General features: G+C 72.9%; 14 protein-coding genes. 7 read left to right on the top strand and 7 right to left on the bottom strand.

Annotated elements, in window-relative coordinates; translation table 11 throughout:
- Positions 1-525: 525 nt before the first annotated feature.
- The gene (locus tag ACYVJE_RS22455) at positions 526-861 is read left to right on the top strand and encodes a hypothetical protein (protein WP_461146039.1); all 336 of its coding nucleotides are present in this window, start codon (positions 526-528) and stop codon (positions 859-861) included.
- A gap of 162 nt (positions 862-1,023) precedes the next feature.
- Here ACYVJE_RS22455 and ACYVJE_RS22460 read toward each other — a convergent pair whose 3' ends face one another.
- The 3 genes from ACYVJE_RS22460 to rbsK all read right to left on the bottom strand — a co-directional run bounded on the left by ACYVJE_RS22460 (position 1,024) and on the right by rbsK (position 4,778).
- The gene (locus ACYVJE_RS22460) at positions 1,024-2,637 is read right to left on the bottom strand and encodes an ABC transporter ATP-binding protein (RefSeq protein ID WP_461146040.1); all 1,614 of its coding nucleotides are present in this window, start codon (positions 2,635-2,637) and stop codon (positions 1,024-1,026) included.
- A gap of 19 nt (positions 2,638-2,656) precedes the next feature.
- Positions 2,657-3,181 (bottom strand): histone-like nucleoid-structuring protein Lsr2, encoded by a 525-nt coding sequence (locus ACYVJE_RS22465; RefSeq protein WP_461146041.1) that lies wholly within the window; start codon positions 3,179-3,181, stop codon positions 2,657-2,659.
- A gap of 703 nt (positions 3,182-3,884) precedes the next feature.
- On the bottom strand, positions 3,885-4,778 hold the full coding sequence (gene rbsK / locus ACYVJE_RS22470; RefSeq protein WP_461146042.1) for a ribokinase: 894 nt from the start codon (positions 4,776-4,778) through the stop codon (positions 3,885-3,887).
- A 194-nt stretch (positions 4,779-4,972) separates the two neighbouring features.
- Here rbsK and ACYVJE_RS22475 point away from each other — a divergent pair, with 194 nt between their 5' ends.
- Positions 4,973-6,103, top strand: a complete 1,131-nt coding sequence (locus ACYVJE_RS22475; RefSeq protein WP_459158622.1) for a hypothetical protein — start codon at positions 4,973-4,975, stop codon at positions 6,101-6,103.
- A gap of 99 nt (positions 6,104-6,202) precedes the next feature.
- Here the strand turns inward: ACYVJE_RS22475 and ACYVJE_RS22480 are convergent, their stop codons facing one another.
- The 4 genes from ACYVJE_RS22480 to ACYVJE_RS22495 form a co-directional block, all read right to left on the bottom strand.
- Positions 6,203-7,078, bottom strand: a complete 876-nt coding sequence (locus ACYVJE_RS22480) for a spermidine synthase (RefSeq protein ID WP_461146043.1) — start codon at positions 7,076-7,078, stop codon at positions 6,203-6,205.
- A 38-nt stretch (positions 7,079-7,116) separates the two neighbouring features.
- Complete coding sequence (speD, locus tag ACYVJE_RS22485; RefSeq protein WP_459158620.1) at positions 7,117-7,509, bottom strand: adenosylmethionine decarboxylase; 393 nt, start codon at positions 7,507-7,509, stop codon at positions 7,117-7,119.
- 111 nt (positions 7,510-7,620) lie between these two features.
- The gene (locus tag ACYVJE_RS22490) at positions 7,621-8,847 is read right to left on the bottom strand and encodes a type III PLP-dependent enzyme (RefSeq protein ID WP_459158619.1); all 1,227 of its coding nucleotides are present in this window, start codon (positions 8,845-8,847) and stop codon (positions 7,621-7,623) included.
- Between the two features lie 236 nt (positions 8,848-9,083).
- A complete protein-coding gene (locus tag ACYVJE_RS22495) occupies positions 9,084-10,631 on the bottom strand; it encodes a helix-turn-helix domain-containing protein (RefSeq protein WP_459158618.1) in 1,548 nt (515 codons plus the stop codon).
- Positions 10,632-10,804: 173 nt separating this feature from the next.
- Between ACYVJE_RS22495 and ACYVJE_RS22500 the strand changes: the two genes are divergently transcribed.
- The 5 genes from ACYVJE_RS22500 to ACYVJE_RS22520 are packed head-to-tail and all read left to right on the top strand — an operon-like array spanning position 10,805 to position 16,334.
- Positions 10,805-11,680 (top strand): FAD binding domain-containing protein, encoded by an 876-nt coding sequence (locus tag ACYVJE_RS22500; RefSeq protein ID WP_461146044.1) that lies wholly within the window; start codon positions 10,805-10,807, stop codon positions 11,678-11,680.
- Positions 11,671-12,147, top strand: coding sequence for a (2Fe-2S)-binding protein (locus ACYVJE_RS22505; protein ID WP_459158616.1), 477 nt, complete (start codon positions 11,671-11,673; stop codon positions 12,145-12,147). The genes ACYVJE_RS22500 and ACYVJE_RS22505 overlap by 10 nt, the downstream gene beginning before the upstream one ends.
- A complete protein-coding gene (locus tag ACYVJE_RS22510; protein WP_459158615.1) occupies positions 12,144-13,493 on the top strand; it encodes an 8-oxoguanine deaminase in 1,350 nt (449 codons plus the stop codon). Before ACYVJE_RS22505 ends, ACYVJE_RS22510 begins: the two co-directional genes overlap by 4 nt.
- A gap of 10 nt (positions 13,494-13,503) precedes the next feature.
- On the top strand, positions 13,504-15,837 hold the full coding sequence (gene pucD, locus ACYVJE_RS22515; protein ID WP_461146045.1) for a xanthine dehydrogenase subunit D: 2,334 nt from the start codon (positions 13,504-13,506) through the stop codon (positions 15,835-15,837).
- A 2-nt stretch (positions 15,838-15,839) separates the two neighbouring features.
- The gene (locus tag ACYVJE_RS22520; RefSeq protein WP_461146046.1) at positions 15,840-16,334 is read left to right on the top strand and encodes a nucleoside deaminase; all 495 of its coding nucleotides are present in this window, start codon (positions 15,840-15,842) and stop codon (positions 16,332-16,334) included.
- Positions 16,335-16,507 lie beyond the last annotated feature (173 nt).

Here is a 16,507-nt window from a genome sequence, read left to right on the forward strand (position 1 = left end):
GCATCTCCCGAGCAAAAACCCTAGCACCCGCCAACCACCCCCCACACCCGGGGGGTCGCCCGCACCAGCAGACCCCACAACCCCACCAGCACCAGCACCACACGCACTACCACCAGCAGAACCACGGACCCACGACACACGACGGCCACGCCACGATTTTCGCCCATCTCAAAGACCACCCGACAACCCCGGACCAACCCCACAAGCCCCCTCGAAAACCGAAGGAAACTCCCGAAATCAGCCCGCTCCGTCGCCGGCACAAAACAATTTACACCCCACCGCACCCCCACCGACACCCACCCCCCACCAAAAAAGAAACCCCAGGTCACCCCCGGTGCGCACGACCTGCCCCGGGAACGGGCCGACCTCCGCACGCGAACCACGGTCGGGTGATCTGCACGTCTCGTCCTACAGTTGCGGTCGCTCAGTGCCGATACCCTGCCCGAGAGTCTCGCCGGAGTTCGCTTCCGGCGATGGGCGATGCAGCGATGCAAGAGCACGAGGCCCGCGTCAGGACGGGGGACGATGAACGCGACGCCGATCTACGCCGAACTGCAGCAGACGGTCATGGACCCGGAGGCGACCGACTGGGACGTGAGCTCGCCTCCCGCCTTCGCCGCGGAGCTCACCGAAGCGGCCAAACGGCACGTCGCTGCGGAGACTCCCGCCGAGGAGTCCGACTCGGCGGCCCGCGCGGCGCGCACCGGCAGCAAGCGGAGCGGGAACTCGGCGAACGGGCGTGCGCGCGGCGAGGACCAGCAGGGCGGCCCCACCTCCGCGCAGGGCCCCACCTCCGCGCAGGGCACCGCCTCGTCCGGGTCCCGCGGCCGCAGCAACCGGCGGCACCGCGCCGGCGAATGACCGGATGACCAGTGCGCCCCGCGCGGTTCCGGCGCGTCGGGTTCCGGCGCGTCGGGGAGTCCGCGGATCGGCTGGTGCAGCGGGTCGGGCGGGGGAACCTCCGGCGAGGACTCGCCGCGGGATCCCCGACATCGGGTAGCCACCCACCGCGGCACCTGGGCCTCAGCCCACCAGCACTCGCCGCGCCCGCTGCTCGTCCGGGTCCGCGACCGGGGCCGCCGCCAGCAGTTCCCGCGTGTAGGCGTGCGCGGGCCGCCCGAGCACCTGCTCCCTGCCGGCGCACTCCACGACTTCACCCGCCTGCAGGACCGCCACGCGATCGGCCAACCGGTTGATCACGGCCAGGTCGTGGCTGATGAACAGGCACCCGAACCCCTGCTCCCGCTGCAGCCGCTGGAGCAGGTCCAGCACCGCGTCCTGCACGGAGACGTCCAGCGCGCTGGTGGGTTCGTCGGCGATCAGCAGTTCCGGTTCCAGCGCCAGCGCACGGGCGATGCTCACGCGCTGCCGCTGCCCGCCGGAAAGTTCGCGCGGATACCGCTTCCCGGTGCTCCCGCCGAGCTCGACCGCGTCCAACAGCTCGGCCACGCGCCGCGCCCGTGCCCCGCGATCGCCGCTGCGGTGCAGCCGCAGCGGTTCCGCGATGCTGTCGCCGACGGTGCGCGCGGGGTCCAGCGAGGAACCGGGGTCCTGGAACACCACACCGATGTGCCGCCGCCACCGCCGCAACGCGCGCTGCGACAGACGAGTGATGTCCTGCCCGAGCAGCTCCACCGCTCCCTCCGACGGACGCATCAACCGCGCCGCGCACCGCCCGATCGTGGACTTGCCCGAACCGGACTCGCCCACGAGCCCGAGCACCTCCCCGCGGTCGATGCGCAGCGACACCCGGTCGACGGCGCGGCGGGCACCGTAGTCGACGCTCAGCTCGGCGATCCGCAGCACCGGACGGGCCCGCCCCTCGCCGTCCGCGCCGGTGCCGTCCACTCGCAGGCTGGGCACGGCAGCGAGCAGTCGGGCGGTGTACTCGTGCCGCGGCTCGCGGAACAGCTCGTGCACGGGGGCACGTTCCACGATCTCCCCCTCCCGCATCACGAGAACCCGGTCGGCCAGGTCCGCGACCACGCCCATGTCGTGCGTGATGAGCAGCACCGACATGCCGAACCGGTCGCGCAGGTCCCGCAGCAGCGCCAGGATCTCGGCCTGCGCGGTCACGTCCAGCGCGGTGGTGGGCTCGTCGGCGATGAGCACCTGCGGTCTGCACGCGAGCGCCAGCGCGATCAGGACGCGCTGCCGCTGCCCGCCGGAGAGCTGGTGCGGGTAGTACCGCAACCTCGTCCGCGGCTCCGGAACGCCGACGAGCTCCAGCAGCTCCGCGGCGCGCTCGCGCGCCCGCCCGGCACCGTCCTCGTCGTGCAGCCGCACGGTCTCGGCGAGCTGCCAGCCGATGGTGAAAACCGGATTCAGCGATGTCATCGGCTCCTGGAAGACCATCGCGATCCGGCGTCCGCGGATGCGGCGCAGTTCGGCCTCGCCCTGCCCGACCAGCTCGGTGCCGGCCACGGTGAGACTGCCGCGCACGTCCGCGTTCTGCGGGAGAAGACCGAGAGCGGACAGGGCCGTGACGCTCTTGCCCGAGCCGGACTCGCCGACGACCGCGAGGACCTCGCCCTCGTCCAGCCGGAACCCGATTCCGCTGACCGCCTCCACGTCGCCATCGCCGGTGCGGAAACGCACGCGGAGGTCCGCGCACTGCAGCAACGGGCTGTCGCTCATCGACGTTCCTGCCGCGCGATCATTCGGCCGAGGAGAACTGCGGCATCACCACGGCCGGAACACGCGAGTCCGATTCGGATTCGTCCGGTTCCGCGTCGGAGCCCGCGTCGTCCGCAACGGCCGCTTCCTCCGCCGAGGAGTCCTCGGCCTGCGCGGAGGGCGCGGAGCTCCCGCTGAGGTTCAGCAGGCCCTCCACCGCGGTCTCGCCCTGCTCGGGGGACTCGGCTCCAGCGGCGTCGTCGCCGGGCTCGGCTTCCTGGCTGAGGCGCTCCTTCGTGCGCCGGGCAGCACCGCGGATCTGCTCGGTGAGGTCGCGGTTGACCTTGCGGGAGCGGCGATCTTCCTGCTCTTTCTGCCGCGACTTCGCGGTCTGCGGAATTCGCGCCCGCCGGACGTAGTGATCGAGCAGCGCTCTCAGCTCGCGGGCATGGCGTTCGTTCAGGTCAATTTCGTAAGTGGCACCGTCCAGCGCGAACGTGACGGTGTACTGCGCTGGCGAGCCGTCGAGGTCGTCGACGAGTTCGACCTGAATGCGTTCGGCCATGATCACCTGTCTTGTGCACGGAGCCCGCCGACGCTCGCGTCGAGGCGGGACTGCTGCGAACCCTCGCCACGTTGTAGCACGCGGCCGATACCGTTGTCTCTTTCCTCCGCGGAGGTACCGCGCACCGGGGCCGTGCCCTCCGAAGCCGGGCCCTCCGAAGCCGGGCCCTTCGAGGTCGGGGACGCGACGACGCCGCCCCAGCACTCCGAAAACGCCCCACCGGACCGACCGGCGACCATCACCACACCAGTTTCCAGAACAGACCCACGTCACAATGTGCGCTCGCCGCCCTCAGCATACACAATACCGGAGTGGCCGACGACAGGAGTTTCCCGCGGCCGGCGGCGCGGAAACTCACGTGACGCGCGCACCCTCTCCTGCGCGGAGAGGCGCCCGAAAACGGCCCGCCGCGCGGGCCGCCACCCACCACTGCGGCGGGCACCGCGGAAACGCCCCCGGTGAAACGGCGGCATTGTGCGCCGCCGCCGAATTCGGCGAATGTGCGCGAATCCACGAAATCCCGGCGTGCCACCTCCCCATTCTGCTGCAGCGGGCCGGGCGAATCCGCGGGAGTGCCCCGCGGCACCACCCCGACACCCGGCAACCTACCGCGCCAGCACCGGCGACGGAAGCGCCGCGCTCCGCGATGCGGCCCGCACCCGCCCGGCGGGCGGCAATCACCCACGGACGGAGCAGCGCCCGCCTACTCGCCGAGGCACTCGATGATCTCCTCCCGGTCGGGCATGGAACTGCTCGCCCCGCGCCGCCCGACCGACACAGCAGCACCGGCGGAAGCCCAGCGCAGCGACTCCTCCACCGAGCGGCCCTCGCCCAGCGCCGAGCACAGCACGCCGAGGAACGTGTCCCCGGCGGCGGTGGTGTCCACCGCCTCGACCGGGAAGCTCGGGACGTGCACCTGCTCACCGGTGCGGCTGCCGTACAGCGCGCCTTCCGACCCCAGGGTGATGACGACCTCCGGCACCTGCTCCAACAGGGCGGACAGGGCCTCCCGCGGCTCCTCGCGCCCGGTGAGCACGGCTGCCTCGTGCTCGTTCGGCACGAGCAGGTCGACGTCGGCGAGGAGATCGGCGGGCAGCTCCGCCGTGGGCGCCGGCGTGAGCACCACGCGCACCCCGTTGCGCCGCCCCGCGCGCGCCGCCGCCACCACCCCGGCCAGCGGGATCTCCAGCTGCAGCAGCAGGCTGTCGGAAGCGGCGATGCGCTCCTCGTCCCCCGCGGCGAGGCCGTCGACCGAGTCGTTGGCGCCGCCGATGACGACGATGGAGTTGCCGCCCTCGTCGTCGACGACGATGTGCGCGGTGCCGCTGCGCCCGGGGACGGTGCGCAGCCCGTCCGCGTCCACCCCGGAGGTGCGCAGCGTCCGGCGCAGTTCCTCGCCGAACTCGTCCCGGCCGACCGCGCCGATCATCCGCGCCCGCGCCCCCGCCTTGGCCGCGGCGAGGGCCTGGTTGGCTCCCTTGCCGCCGGGAACTGTGGTGAACTCGTACCCGTGTACCGTCTCGCCCCGGTGCGGGGCCCGCGGCACGGAGGCCACCAGGTCCATGTTGCAACTGCCGAAGACCACGAGATCCGTCACGGGCCTCATCATCGCGGACGGCGCCGCGGCCGCGCCGCCCGGGCCGGGGGACCCCGGCTCGGGCACCCCGCGCGCACGTGCCCGCGGACGTGCGCGGATGATCGGTACGACGCGCCGGTCGGCCCGGAGCGGTCCGGCCCGTCGGCGCCAGGAGACGTACCATTCCCGCAACCCGTACGGAGAGGCGTGACACGGTGGATTACGCGGTGACCGCGGAGCTCAAGTCCCCTGCGGAGGCCGAGCTCGACGCGCTGCAGCAGGAAGGCGTCGCGGCGGTGCTGGACCGCCAGCTGGCGCTGATCGAGGGCATCGCCGGCGAGGACGAGGGCGAGATCGATGTGCTGGACTATCGCATCGCCGTGCACGCGAGCGGGGCGAGCGTGGTCCTGGCCCTGGACGCGCCGTCGCTGACGGACGCCGAGCAGGCCGCCGCCGCTGTGCTGGACCAGTTGCTGCAGGAGAGCGAACTGCTCACGGCGTGGACCGTGGACCACTCCGAAGTGCAGATCACCGAGGACGAGTTCAACCTCAGCCTGGCGGCCGCCGACGGCGCCGAGGGCGAGGACGGCGCGCTGGAGGTCTCCGACGAGCAGGCCGACGAGCAGCTGCTCGCCGCGCTCGAGCAGGCGCTCTCCGGGGCGGAGGACGAGACCGAGCTGGACAGCGAGGAGTGGCGCGAGGTGCTCGGCGCCCAGGCGGACCAGCTGCGCGCCTTCGACCTGACCGCGTTCGTGGCCGCGCCGGAGGACGACGAGGCCGAGCAGCGCGCGCGCCTCGCGGCCGGGGCGCTGGTGCACGCGGCCACGTTCGTCACCGAGGCGCTGTACCAGGACGAGCTGACCCTGGCGCTGCAGGGCGCGACGGTCGCGGACGTGGACGACCTGCTCATCCTGACCGACCTGCCGCCGTGCTACGACTTCCGCTACACGACGACGTTCGCCCGTGCGCTGCTGCTGTCCACCGCCGCGGTGGCCTCGCGGCTGACCACGCGCGAGTGGGTCCCGCCGCGCACCGTGGCCGAGTGCTGGGGGATGCGGCTGATGGTCAACGCCGCGCGGGAGACCCTCGAGGCCGCCGAACTGCTCACCGCGGAGACCACGGCACAGCTGTTCGACACGTTCCTGGGGCAGGCGCTGCCGGACCGCTCGTTCGAGGAGCTCTACGAGATCGACCGCTCGCTCGACTCCGCCGAGGACACCGGTGCGCCGGGCGAACGCCCGGCCGAGGAGATCGAGGACGAGCTGCGCGGTCGCGGACTGGCCATCGACCAGTGGTTCGTGCCGGACGACACCGAGGGGCTGCACCCGTACCTGCTGCTGGCCTGAGCCGGCACCGGCGCAGCTGCACGCGGGGCCGGGCGGTCACGGATGACCGCCCGGCCCCGCTGCGTCCGGCGTGCTGCGCGCTCCCGAGGTCCGCGCGGGTCACTCCTGCTGGTTGCGCACCGAGTACGGCGGCACGGTGCACCCGATGAGGCTGGCGTCGTCGACCGTGCGCGGGCGGTAAGCGGACGTCGGGAAGTTGTCCAGCATCAGGTTGGTCGGGTCGTCCACCTGCTCGCCGCGGCCGAACAGGAACGACCACTCGTGCTCGTCGGAGCCGAAGTACACGGTGGTGTCGAACACGGACTGGAAGCGGTTGTAGGCCCGGATGAGCGTGGTGTTGCGCCACACGGTCGGCGAGCCGGCCTGGAACGCGGCGACGCCCCCGGGCGACAGGACCGCGTGGCACCGCCGCACGAAGTCCTCCCCGTACAGCCGGTTGTGCTGCTCCTCGCCTGCGTCGGCGCGCTCGTCCGGCAGGTCCAGCACGACGACGTCGTAGCCCTCCGGGGGAGCCTGCTCCAGGAAGCTCTCGCCGTCCTGGTAGTGCACGGCGATCGGGCCGTCACCGCTCTCCGCGCCGGAGAGCTCCGCAGGGGAGTAGCCATACGGCAGCGTCTCGGCGCACAGCCGCACGCACTCCTGGTCGATGTCGACGTGGTCGACCTGCGAGGCCCCGGCCTGCACCGCCATCCGGCTCGCCACGCCCTCGCTGGAGCCGATGATGAGCACGCGTTCGATCTTCTCGGCGAGCAAGAAAGCCGGCACCATCATCGCCTCGTGGTAGACGAGCTGCGAGAACTCCGTGCTCTGCCGATCGTCGTCGCAGAACAGCGAGATCCCTTGCCCCGTGCGCGCGATCACGACGTTCTGGTACGCCGTGTCCCGTTCGGCCAGCACCTCGTCGACCCGCCAGAGGCGCCGCATGTCGGCGCCCATCGGTTCCTGGATCCACCGGTGCCCGTCGAGTTCGATCAACGGTGCTCCTCCTAGCACTCTGCGCCCGGCAGGGCGGCTCACGACAGATCGGCGAAGTCTCGGCCGCGGCGTATGGTTTGCGTGTTCGTCGAGGCGGGGCGCAACGCATCCGCGAGCAGCTGCACGGCACGCTCAGGCTGCGCGGTGTTTCCGCAGGTGAAGACGTCGATGAAAATCGACCCGTCCTCGGGGTACGTGTGCAGCGAAGCGTGCGATTCCGACAGCAGCGCCAGGATGGTGACGCCCTGCGGATCGAACTTCTTGGCGATCACCTGGCACACCGTGGCGTCCGAGCGATCGAGCGCGGACTCCAAGGTGTCCCGCAGGAACTGTTCGTCGTCGAGCAGTTCCGGCGTGACGCCTTCCAGTTCAGCGAGAACGTGCTGGCCGGCGAAGAGGCCGACCGGCGGCGTGGCGGTGTCCACGGACATTGAAGACCTCCCGACGAAGCGGCGGTTTTCCCTCCCCACTGGAGGCGATATCGCGTGCGGATTTCTCCTGGTTGCTTCCCCGGGCCGCGGGTGCGGACACGTGGGGAAGACTCATCGGGCGAGACTGTCGAAGCAGTGCGTGGGCAGCGGCGCGAAGCCGTTGAAGCCCACGGACGAGTAGCTCGCCGTATAAGCACCGGCGCTGAGCAGGTCCACCCAGTCGCCGGAACGCAGCGTCACCGGCAGTTCGTACCGCGTGCGCTGGTACAGCACATCGTCCCCGTCGCAGGTGGGCCCCGCCAGCACGACGGGCCCGCGCGGGTCGTCGTCGCGCGCGGTGCGGAGCCGGTAGGTGATGGCCTCCCCCTCTGCTTCGGCCAGCCCGTTGTACCGGCCGATGTCCAGGTACAGCCATCGCGCGGGGTCCGTTCCCGAGCGCTCGCCCTCGTCGGCGACGAGGACGACTTCCGAGCGCAGCACGCCCGCGTCGCCCACGAGGAACCGGCCGGGCTCCACGAGCAGCTCCGGGCGCGCCGCGCCGAAGGCCTGGTCGAGCGCGTGCTCGATCCGCGTCACGTAGTCGGAGACCTCGGGTGCCGACTCGGTGTAGGTGGCGGGCAGGCCGCCACCGAGGTTGACCGTCCGCAGCGCCAGGCCGTTGTCCGCGCAGTTCCGGAAGACCCGCTGTGCGGCCGCAATTCCCTGCTCGAAGGCAGCGGGGTCGTGCTGCTGCGATCCACTGTGGAACGAAACGCCGCAGGGGTCGAGGCCGAGCTCGGCCGCGCGCAGCAGCAGCGTCGCGGCGTGCTCCGGTGGGCAGCCGAACTTCGTGCCGAACGGGGTGCGCGAGCCGCTGTCGTCCACCAGCACCCGGCAGAACACGCTGGCACCGGGCGCCGACTCGGCGATCGCGGCGAGGTCGGCGGCGCTGTCGGTGGCGAACAGCCGTACGCCGCGCCGGTGGGCGGCGGCGATGTCCGCGGGCTTCTTGATGGTGTTGCCGTAGGAGAGCGACTCGACCGCGGCGCCCGCGGTCAGGCACAGGTCGATCTCGCCGATGCTGGCGACGTCGAAGGCGCTGCCGAGCCGGACGAGTTCCGCGACGACCTCGCGGGCGGGATTGGCCTTGACCGCATAGCAGATGCGCGCGTCCGGCAGCGCGGCGCGCAGTTGCTCGAAGCGACTGCGCACCTGCGCCAAATCGACGACGAGGCACGGCGTTTCGGGAGAATACTGGTCGAAGTACTCCCGGATCGCTTCCGGCGCGGGAGCGTCAGCTGCTTGTGCGGTGCCGCTGGGGCGGTCCGTCACACCGAAGGTGGCGGACAGGTTGGTCAATCCCGGTACCTCCGTCTCGCATGAAGGTGGAATGACGGGATGGCGAGCGCCCCCCGCTGAACACGACGCGACCCGACACGATACCGCGCCGGGATGTGGATTTCGAACCGCCCACCGACGTACCGCGCGCCGGTCAGCGGGCCTGTGACCGCCCCCACCCGGACCCTGCGGCGGGGACGTTCCCATCGTACAAATCCCGTTCCGCGCTGTGGCAACCGGCCTGCGATCTCACCCCCTCAGGACGCCGTCCGCTCCAGCCGCAGCGCCAGGTAGAAGTCCACGCGCGTGGCGAACGCGCCGAGGTCGCGGCCGGTGAGCTGCTCGATGCGCCGCAGGCGATAACGCAGCGTGTTGACGTGCACGTGCAGCCGTTGCGCGCAGCGCGCCCACGAACCGGAGCACGCCAGGAACTCGTCCAGCGTGCGCACGAGCTCGGAGTGGTGCGCGGCGTCGTAGTCGTGCAGCTGGCCGAGCAGCCGCGCGCGGTACGAGCGGCGCAGGTCCTCCGGCACGGAGGCCAGCAGCACGTCGTGGGTGCGCAGCTCCTCGGCCGTGGCCACTCGCGTGTCCGCACCGCTCGCCGCCGCCTCGCGGCTCTCGACGAGGCGGCGCGCGTGCGCGGCCTCCTCCACCGCGGCCCGCAGCTCGGTGGCGGCCTGCACCCCGCTGATCCCGACGGCGATGTCCGCGTGCCACCGCGCCGCCGCGGCGTCGACGAGCCCGCGCAGCCGCACGTCCAAGTCGGACAGATCGCCCCCGTCCGCGGAGAACAGCGTCACGGCCGCCTCGTCGAGAGGCGCGGTCACGGACAGCGTGCCCGCGGCCGCGGCCAGCTCGCGCAGCAGTGCCGCGCTGCGCGCGGAGTCGCCCGCGGTGAGCGAGACCGCCCGCACCGGATCGCCTGCGGACATGCCGATGCTCTCCAGCCGCGCGGTCGCCTCGGCCGCCCCGGCCGTGCCGTCGAGAAGCCCGGGCAGCACCGCCTGCACGGCGCGCCCGGCGATGCGCCGCGCCTGGTCGACGCGGCTGCGCACGAGGGCCACGACCGTGGCCACGTCGGCCGCGACGGCTTCCCGCCCCTCCGCGTCGTCACCGCGGCGCACCACGACCCACCAGCGGGCCGCCTCCACCGCGTCGCCGGTGTCCACCGGCCACAGCAGGAACGCCTCGCCGGAGGGCCCACCGCCGCGGGGGCTGCCCGCAGCCGCGGGCACGCGCACCGTGCACGGCACGGGGTGCCGCCGCGGGAGCTCCGCCGCCAGCCGCGCGCACACCTCCTCGGACAGCGCGGCGCTGCCCGCCACCTGCGCGCCGACCGCCGAGAGCACCCAGCAGTCCGTGCCCGTGTCACCGCCGGCCAGGGCGAGCACGTGGTTGAGGTCGGCCCCGGCGGCGACCGCGGCCATCAGCTCCCGGCGCGGCGCCGCGTGCGGCTGGACCCGCTCGGCGAGGGTGTTGAAGCTGACCGACAGCGGCACCTGCACCGCCGGAACGCCGTGCCGCTCGCAGGCGGTGACCAGATCCGGCGGAGTATCACCCAACCGGGCGGTTCCGCAGGCGACCGCGGCGACGCCCGCCTCGGCCAGCGCGGAGACGAACCGCTCGGAGGACTCCTCGCCGGTCCACCACATGAGCCCGCTGAGCACGAGCTCCCCGCCGTGCAGGTAGCGGCGCGGGTCCAGCAGGTCGGTGACGTACACACCTCGGATCGGGCGGTCTTCCCCCGGAGGGGTGAGCCAGCGCAGCCCCAGGTCGGCGTCCGCCACCAGGTCGCCCAGCAGCATCTCGCACCTCCTCGCCCGGTCACCGCGCTTGCCGCGGGGGTTCCGCTGTGATTGGAGAAACATACAAACCACCCCGCATCACCGGGAAGGCTTTTCGGTGGATCCACCGCTAGTCACCAGGCGGACACGGGCGGTGTACTCATCGGCAAGTCGAACGTCGTTGGGAGGACACCGTGGAATTCCTGCAGCCGACTTCGTGGGAGCAGGCCCTCGAAGTCAAGGCCGAGCACCCCGATGCGGTGCCCCTGTGCGGCGGCACGGACGTCATGGTGGAGCTCAACTTCGACCGCGCCCGCCCCCAGGCACTGCTGGACCTCACCCACGTGCCCGGGATGAACACGTGGTCGGAGCACGACGGCGTGCTGCGCCTCGGCGCGGGGCTGACCTACGCGCGGCTGGTTACCGAGCTCGCCGACCGGCTGCCCGCCCTGGCCATGGCCGCGCGCACCGTGGGCTCCCCGCAGATCCGCAACCGCGGCACGCTCGGTGGCAACCTCGGATCGGCCTCCCCCGCCGGGGACTCGCACCCGCCGCTGCTGGCCGGCGCCGCGGAGGTGGAACTCGCCTCCACCCGCGGGACGCGGCGCGTCCCCGCCGCGGAGTTCTACACCGGTCCGAAGCGCTCCGCGCTGGCCGCCGACGAGCTCATCGCCGCCGTGCACGCCCCCGCCGCCCGCGGCCCGCAGCAGTTCAGCAAGATCGGCCCGCGCAACGCCATGGTCATCGCGGTGTGCGCCTTCTCCGTCGCGCTCGAACCGGAGACCGGCCGCGTCGGCACCGGCATCGGCTCGGCGGGCCCGACCCCGCTGCGCGCCCCGGACGCGGAGGAGTTCCTCGCCTCCGCGCTGACCGAGCACTGGGGGAGCACCAGCCCCCTGCCGGAGGAGCTCACCCGCGCCTTCGGCGAGCGGGTGGCCGCCGCGGCACAACCGATCGACGACGTGCGCGGCACCGCCGACTACCGCCAACACGCCCTGTCCGTGCTGGCCCGCCGAACGCTCACGTGGGCCTGGGACGAATTCCGCACCGGGAGGCAACGATGCGCCTGAACCTCACCCTCAACGGCCGGTCCGCGCAGGTCGACAACGTCGCCGCGGACGAGAGCCTGCTGCGCACGCTGCGCGAGCGGCTCGGCCTCGCCGGGTCGAAGAACGCCTGCGAGCAGGGCGAGTGCGGCTCGTGCACCGTCTACCTCGACGAGGTGCCCGTGTGCTCCTGCATGGTCGCCGCCGGGCAGGCGCAGGGGCGGACCGTGCGCACCGTCGAAGGGCTCGCCTCCGGCGAGCGGCTGGACCGCGTGCAGGAGGCCTTCGTCGAGACGGGGGCGGTGCAGTGCGGCTTCTGCACCCCCGGGCTGGTCGTGCAGGCCCACGACCTGCTCGACCGCGTGCCCGAGCCCTCCGATGCGGAGATCCGGGAGGCCCTGGCGGGCAACCTGTGCCGCTGCACCGGCTACGAGAAGATCATGAGCGCCGTCCGGCTGGCCGCGCACCGCGAGGCGGAGGAGGCGGGATGACCCGCACCGTGCTCGAAGGCGGCGCCGTCGTCACCGTGGACGACGCGGGTGCGGAGCACCGCGAGGGCCACGTGGTCGTCGACGGCGGGCGCATCACCGCGGTCGGGCCCGGCCCGGCTCCCCCGCAGGACGTGCCCGCCACGCGGGTCGACCTGCGCGGGTGCCTGGTCACCCCCGGCCTGGTGAACACGCACCACCACCTCTACCAGTGGGCCACGCGCGGGCTGGCAGCCGACGAGGGCCTGTACGAGTGGCTCACCGCGCTGTACCCGGCCTGGGCGCGCATGGACGAGTGGTCGGTGCACGCCGCCGCGAGCGCGGGGCTGGCGCGGCTGGCCCGCAGCGGCTGCACGACGGTGGCCGATCACCACTACCTGTTCCCCCGTTCGGGCGGCGACGTGTTCGGCGCGGTGGTGCGGGCCGCCGAGCGGATCGGGCTGCGGCTGCACGCGGTGCGCGGCTCGATGGACCGGGGGCGGCGGCACGGCGGTCTCCCGCCGGACGAGGTGGTGGAGGACCACGACGAGGCGCTGGCGGCCACGGCCGAGGCGATCGACCGGTGGCACGACCCGTCCGCGGACTCCGCGGTGCGCGTGGCGGTCGGACCGTGCTCCCCGTTCACCGTCACCTCCGGGCTCATGCGGCAGGCCGCGGAGCTGGCGCGGCAGCGCGGGGTGCGGCTGCACACGCACCTGGCCGAGACCGTGGACGAGCACCGCCAGTGCGCCCGCGAACACGGCTGCACCCCCGCGGAGTACGCCGCCGGGCTCGGCTGGCTCGGCCCGGACACGTGGGTGGCGCACGGGGTGCACCTGGCATCCGGCGGGGTGGAGAAGCTCGCCGGCGCGGGCACGGGCGTGGCGCACTGCCCCTCGTCGAACGCCCGGCTGGGCGCGGGCAGCGCACCCGTGCGCGAGCTGCTGCGGGCGGGTGCGCCCGTGGGGCTGGGCGTGGACGGGGCGGCGTCCAACGAGGACGGCGGCCTGGTCCGCGAACTCCCGCAGGCCCTGTTCACCGCACGTGCGCGCGCAGGACCCCGTGCTCTGGGGGTGCGCGAGGTGCTGCGGATGGCCACGCGCGGTGGTGCGCGCTGCCTCGGGCGGGAGGCGGAGCTGGGCGCGCTGGCCCCGGGGATGCTCGCCGATCTCGCGGTGTGGCGGCTGGACGGGCTCGAGCACGCCGGGATCTCCGACCCGGTCGCGGCGCTCGTCCTCGGCCCGCCACCTGCGGTGGAGCTGCTGCTGCGCGGCGGCGAGACCGTCGTGCAGCGCGGTACGACCAGCGCGGTGGGCGAACACGAACTGGCACATGACCTCACCCGGGCGTGCGCCCGGACGACGGACTGAGAGGTGGGACATGACCGGCAGGGCTCCCGCTGACGCGACGGGCACGCTCGTGTCCGAAGTCGCCGGCGGCATCGGTGAATCGGCGGCGCGTTCGGACGGTCCGGCGAAGGTGCGCGGCGACTTCGCCTACGCCTCCGATCTGTGGGTGGAGAACATGGTGTGGGGCGCGACCCTGCGCAGCCCGCACCCCTACGCGCGGATCCGCGGCATCGACATCGGACCGGCGCTGCGGATGCGCGGGGTGCACGCGGTGCTCACCGCCGAGGACGTGCCGGGGGTGAACCGCTACGGCCTGAAGCACGCCGACCAGCCCGCGCTGGCCGAGGACGTGGTGCGCTTCCGGGGCGAGGCGGTGGCGCTGGTCGCCGCCGAGGACCAGGACACCGCGCGGCGGGCGACGGAGAGCATCGTCGTCGACTACGAGGTGCTCGAACCGGTGACCGACCCGCAGCGGGCGGCGCACGACGCCGAGCTGCCCGCGCTGCACCCGGACGGCAACGTGGTGCGGCACCAGGTGATCCAGCACGGCGACCCCGCCGCGCAGGCCGACGTGGTGGTGTCCGACGTGTACACCGTGGGCATGCAGGACCAGGCGTTCCTCGGTCCGGAGGCGGGGCTGGCACTGCCCGCCGAGGACGGCGGCGTGGACCTGTTCCTGGCCACGCAGGACCTGCACACCGACCGCGCGCAGACGGCGCGGTGCCTGGGGCTCGATCCGGAGCAGGTGCGCATGACCCTGTCCGGGGTCGGCGGCGCGTTCGGCGGCCGCGAGGACCTGTCCATCCAGGTGCACGCGTCGATGCTGGCGCTGCGCACCGGGCGGCCGGTGAAGATGGTCTACGACCGGGAGGAGTCGTTCTTCGGCCACGTGCACCGGCACCCGGCAACGCTGCGCTACGAGCACGGCGCCACCCGCGACGGCGAGCTGGTCTACGTCAGGGCGGTGCAGTACTTCGACGGCGGCGCGTACGCGTCGAAGACCCCGGTGGTCGTGGGGAACGGCTCCACGCTCGGCGCCGGTCCCTACCGGGTGCCGAACGTGCACATCGACAGCTGGGGCGTGTACACGAACAACCCGCCGTGCGGGGCGATGCGCGGGCTGGGCGCGGTGCAGCCGACGTTCGCCTACGAGTCCCAGATGGACAAGCTCGCGGCCGCCCTGGGGATGGACCCGGTGGAGCTGCGGCGGAAGAACGCCATCGACAAGGGCGACGTGACACCGACCGGGCAGGTGCTCGACTACCCCACGTCGGTCGACGAGATGCTCCGCCGCGTGCGCGAGATGCCCATGCCCGCCGCGTCGCCCTCCGGGGCCGGGGCGGACATCCGCGATCTGCCGGGCGGCGCGGCGAACACCACGCACGGCGAGGGGGTGGTGCGCGGCGTCGGGTACGGCACGACGATCAAGAACGTCTGCTACGCCGAGGGCGCGGACGACTTCTCCACCGCCCGCGTGCGGCTGGAGCTGCTGGGCGGGCAGCCGGCGGCGGTCGTGCACACCGCAGCCGCCGAGGTCGGCCAGGGCCTGCTGACGGTGCAGCAGCAGATCGTGCGCACCGAGCTCGGCGTCTCGCGGGTGACGGTGCACCCCAACGACACCGATGTCGGCCCGTCCGGGTCCAGTTCGGCCTCCCGCCAGACTTACGTCACCGGTGGCGCGGTGCGCGAGGCCGCCACCGCGGTGCGCGAGGAGCTGCTGCAGCGCGCCGGGCAGGAACACGGCGTGGACGCGCACCGGTTGTCGCTGATGGACGGCGCGATCATCGACGCGGACTCCGGGGAGATCGCGGATCTGTCCACCGTGCTCGGTGCGGGCCCCGTCGAGTCCACCCGCGAGTTCCACCACCGGGAAACCTTCCCGATGGACGAGAACGGCACGAGCGAACGCGTCCACGTGCAGCACGCCTTCTCCGCGCACCGGGCGGTCGTGGACGTCGACGTGGAGCTCGGTCTGGTCAAAGTGGTGCAGCTGGCCTGCTCCCAGGACGTGGGCAAGGCGATGAACCCGGATGCGGTGCGCGGCCAGATCCAGGGCGGTTCGGCCCAGGGCCTGGGACTGGCCGTCATGGAGGAGATCCACGTCTCCGACGGGGCGATCCGCAACCCGTCGTTCACCGACTACCTCATCCCGACGATCGCGGACATGCCGTCGATGGAGATCGACGTGCTGGAGAGCGCCGACCCCAACGCCCCGTACGGGGTGCGCGGCGTGGGCGAGCCGCCGACGATCTCGACGACACCGGCGGTCGTGGCGGCGATCCGCGACGCCACCGGCAAGGCGCTCGCGCACACCCCCGTCACCGCCGAGCACATCACCGCAGACGAGAGCACCGCAGAGGAGTGAGCATGCGATCGAAGAACACCGCCGTCGCCGGCACCGAGCACCGGTGGATGAACCGGGCGGTCGAGCTGGCCACCGAGAACGTCGGCGACGGCGGCGGGCCGTTCGGGGCGCTCGTCGTGCGCGGCGAGGAGCTGGTGGCCACCGGGACGAACCGGGTCACCGCGGAGCTCGACCCGACCGCGCACGCCGAGGTCAGCGCGATCCGCACGGCCTGCCGCACGCTGGGCGCGTTCAGCCTGAGCGGCTGCGTGCTCGTCAGCTCCTGCGAGCCGTGCCCGATGTGCCTGGCCAGCGCGCTGTGGGCGCGCCTGGACGCGGTGCTCTACGCCGCGGACCGCCAGGACGCGGCCGAAGCGGGCTTCGACGACCGCGCTTTCTACCGCCTGTTCGAGGACTCCGACGCGGTGTGGCCGACGGAGGTCCGCCGCCTGGACGTGGAGGATCGCAACGCGGCGTTCGACGCCTGGCGCGCCAAACCCGACCGCGTCGACTACTGACGCGGGCTGACACCCCGCTTCCGGCAGGAACAGCGGCCGGAAAACGGTGACCGGACCGAATCCGCGCGCGGAACCGCGGTTCCGCGCGCTCTTCCGAATTCCTCTGCGGAGCGTGCCACCGGCATTCGCCCCGGCAATCCGCGTGTGCTCCGCACGTTTCGCCCAGCCGCCGC

This window comes from Salinifilum aidingensis (assembly GCF_054782015.1).

Bases quoted from the DNA above. Each gene is read 5' to 3' on its own strand.
- ACYVJE_RS22460 (WP_461146040.1), bottom strand. From the start codon at position 2,637: ATGAGCGACAGCCCGTTGCTGCAGTGCGCGGACCTCCGCGTGCGTTTC.
- ACYVJE_RS22465 (WP_461146041.1), bottom strand. From the start codon at position 3,181: ATGGCCGAACGCATTCAGGTCGAACTCGTCGACGACCTCGACGGCTCG.
- ACYVJE_RS22495 (WP_459158618.1), bottom strand. From the start codon at position 10,631: ATGCTGCTGGGCGACCTGGTGGCGGACGCCGACCTGGGGCTGCGCTGG.
- speD (WP_459158620.1), bottom strand. From the start codon at position 7,509: ATGTCCGTGGACACCGCCACGCCGCCGGTCGGCCTCTTCGCCGGCCAG.
- ACYVJE_RS22510 (WP_459158615.1), top strand. From the start codon at position 12,144: ATGACCCGCACCGTGCTCGAAGGCGGCGCCGTCGTCACCGTGGACGAC.
- ACYVJE_RS22505 (WP_459158616.1), top strand. From the start codon at position 11,671: ATGCGCCTGAACCTCACCCTCAACGGCCGGTCCGCGCAGGTCGACAAC.
- ACYVJE_RS22455 (WP_461146039.1), top strand. From the start codon at position 526: ATGAACGCGACGCCGATCTACGCCGAACTGCAGCAGACGGTCATGGAC.
- ACYVJE_RS22520 (WP_461146046.1), top strand. From the start codon at position 15,840: ATGCGATCGAAGAACACCGCCGTCGCCGGCACCGAGCACCGGTGGATG.
- pucD (WP_461146045.1), top strand. From the start codon at position 13,504: ATGACCGGCAGGGCTCCCGCTGACGCGACGGGCACGCTCGTGTCCGAA.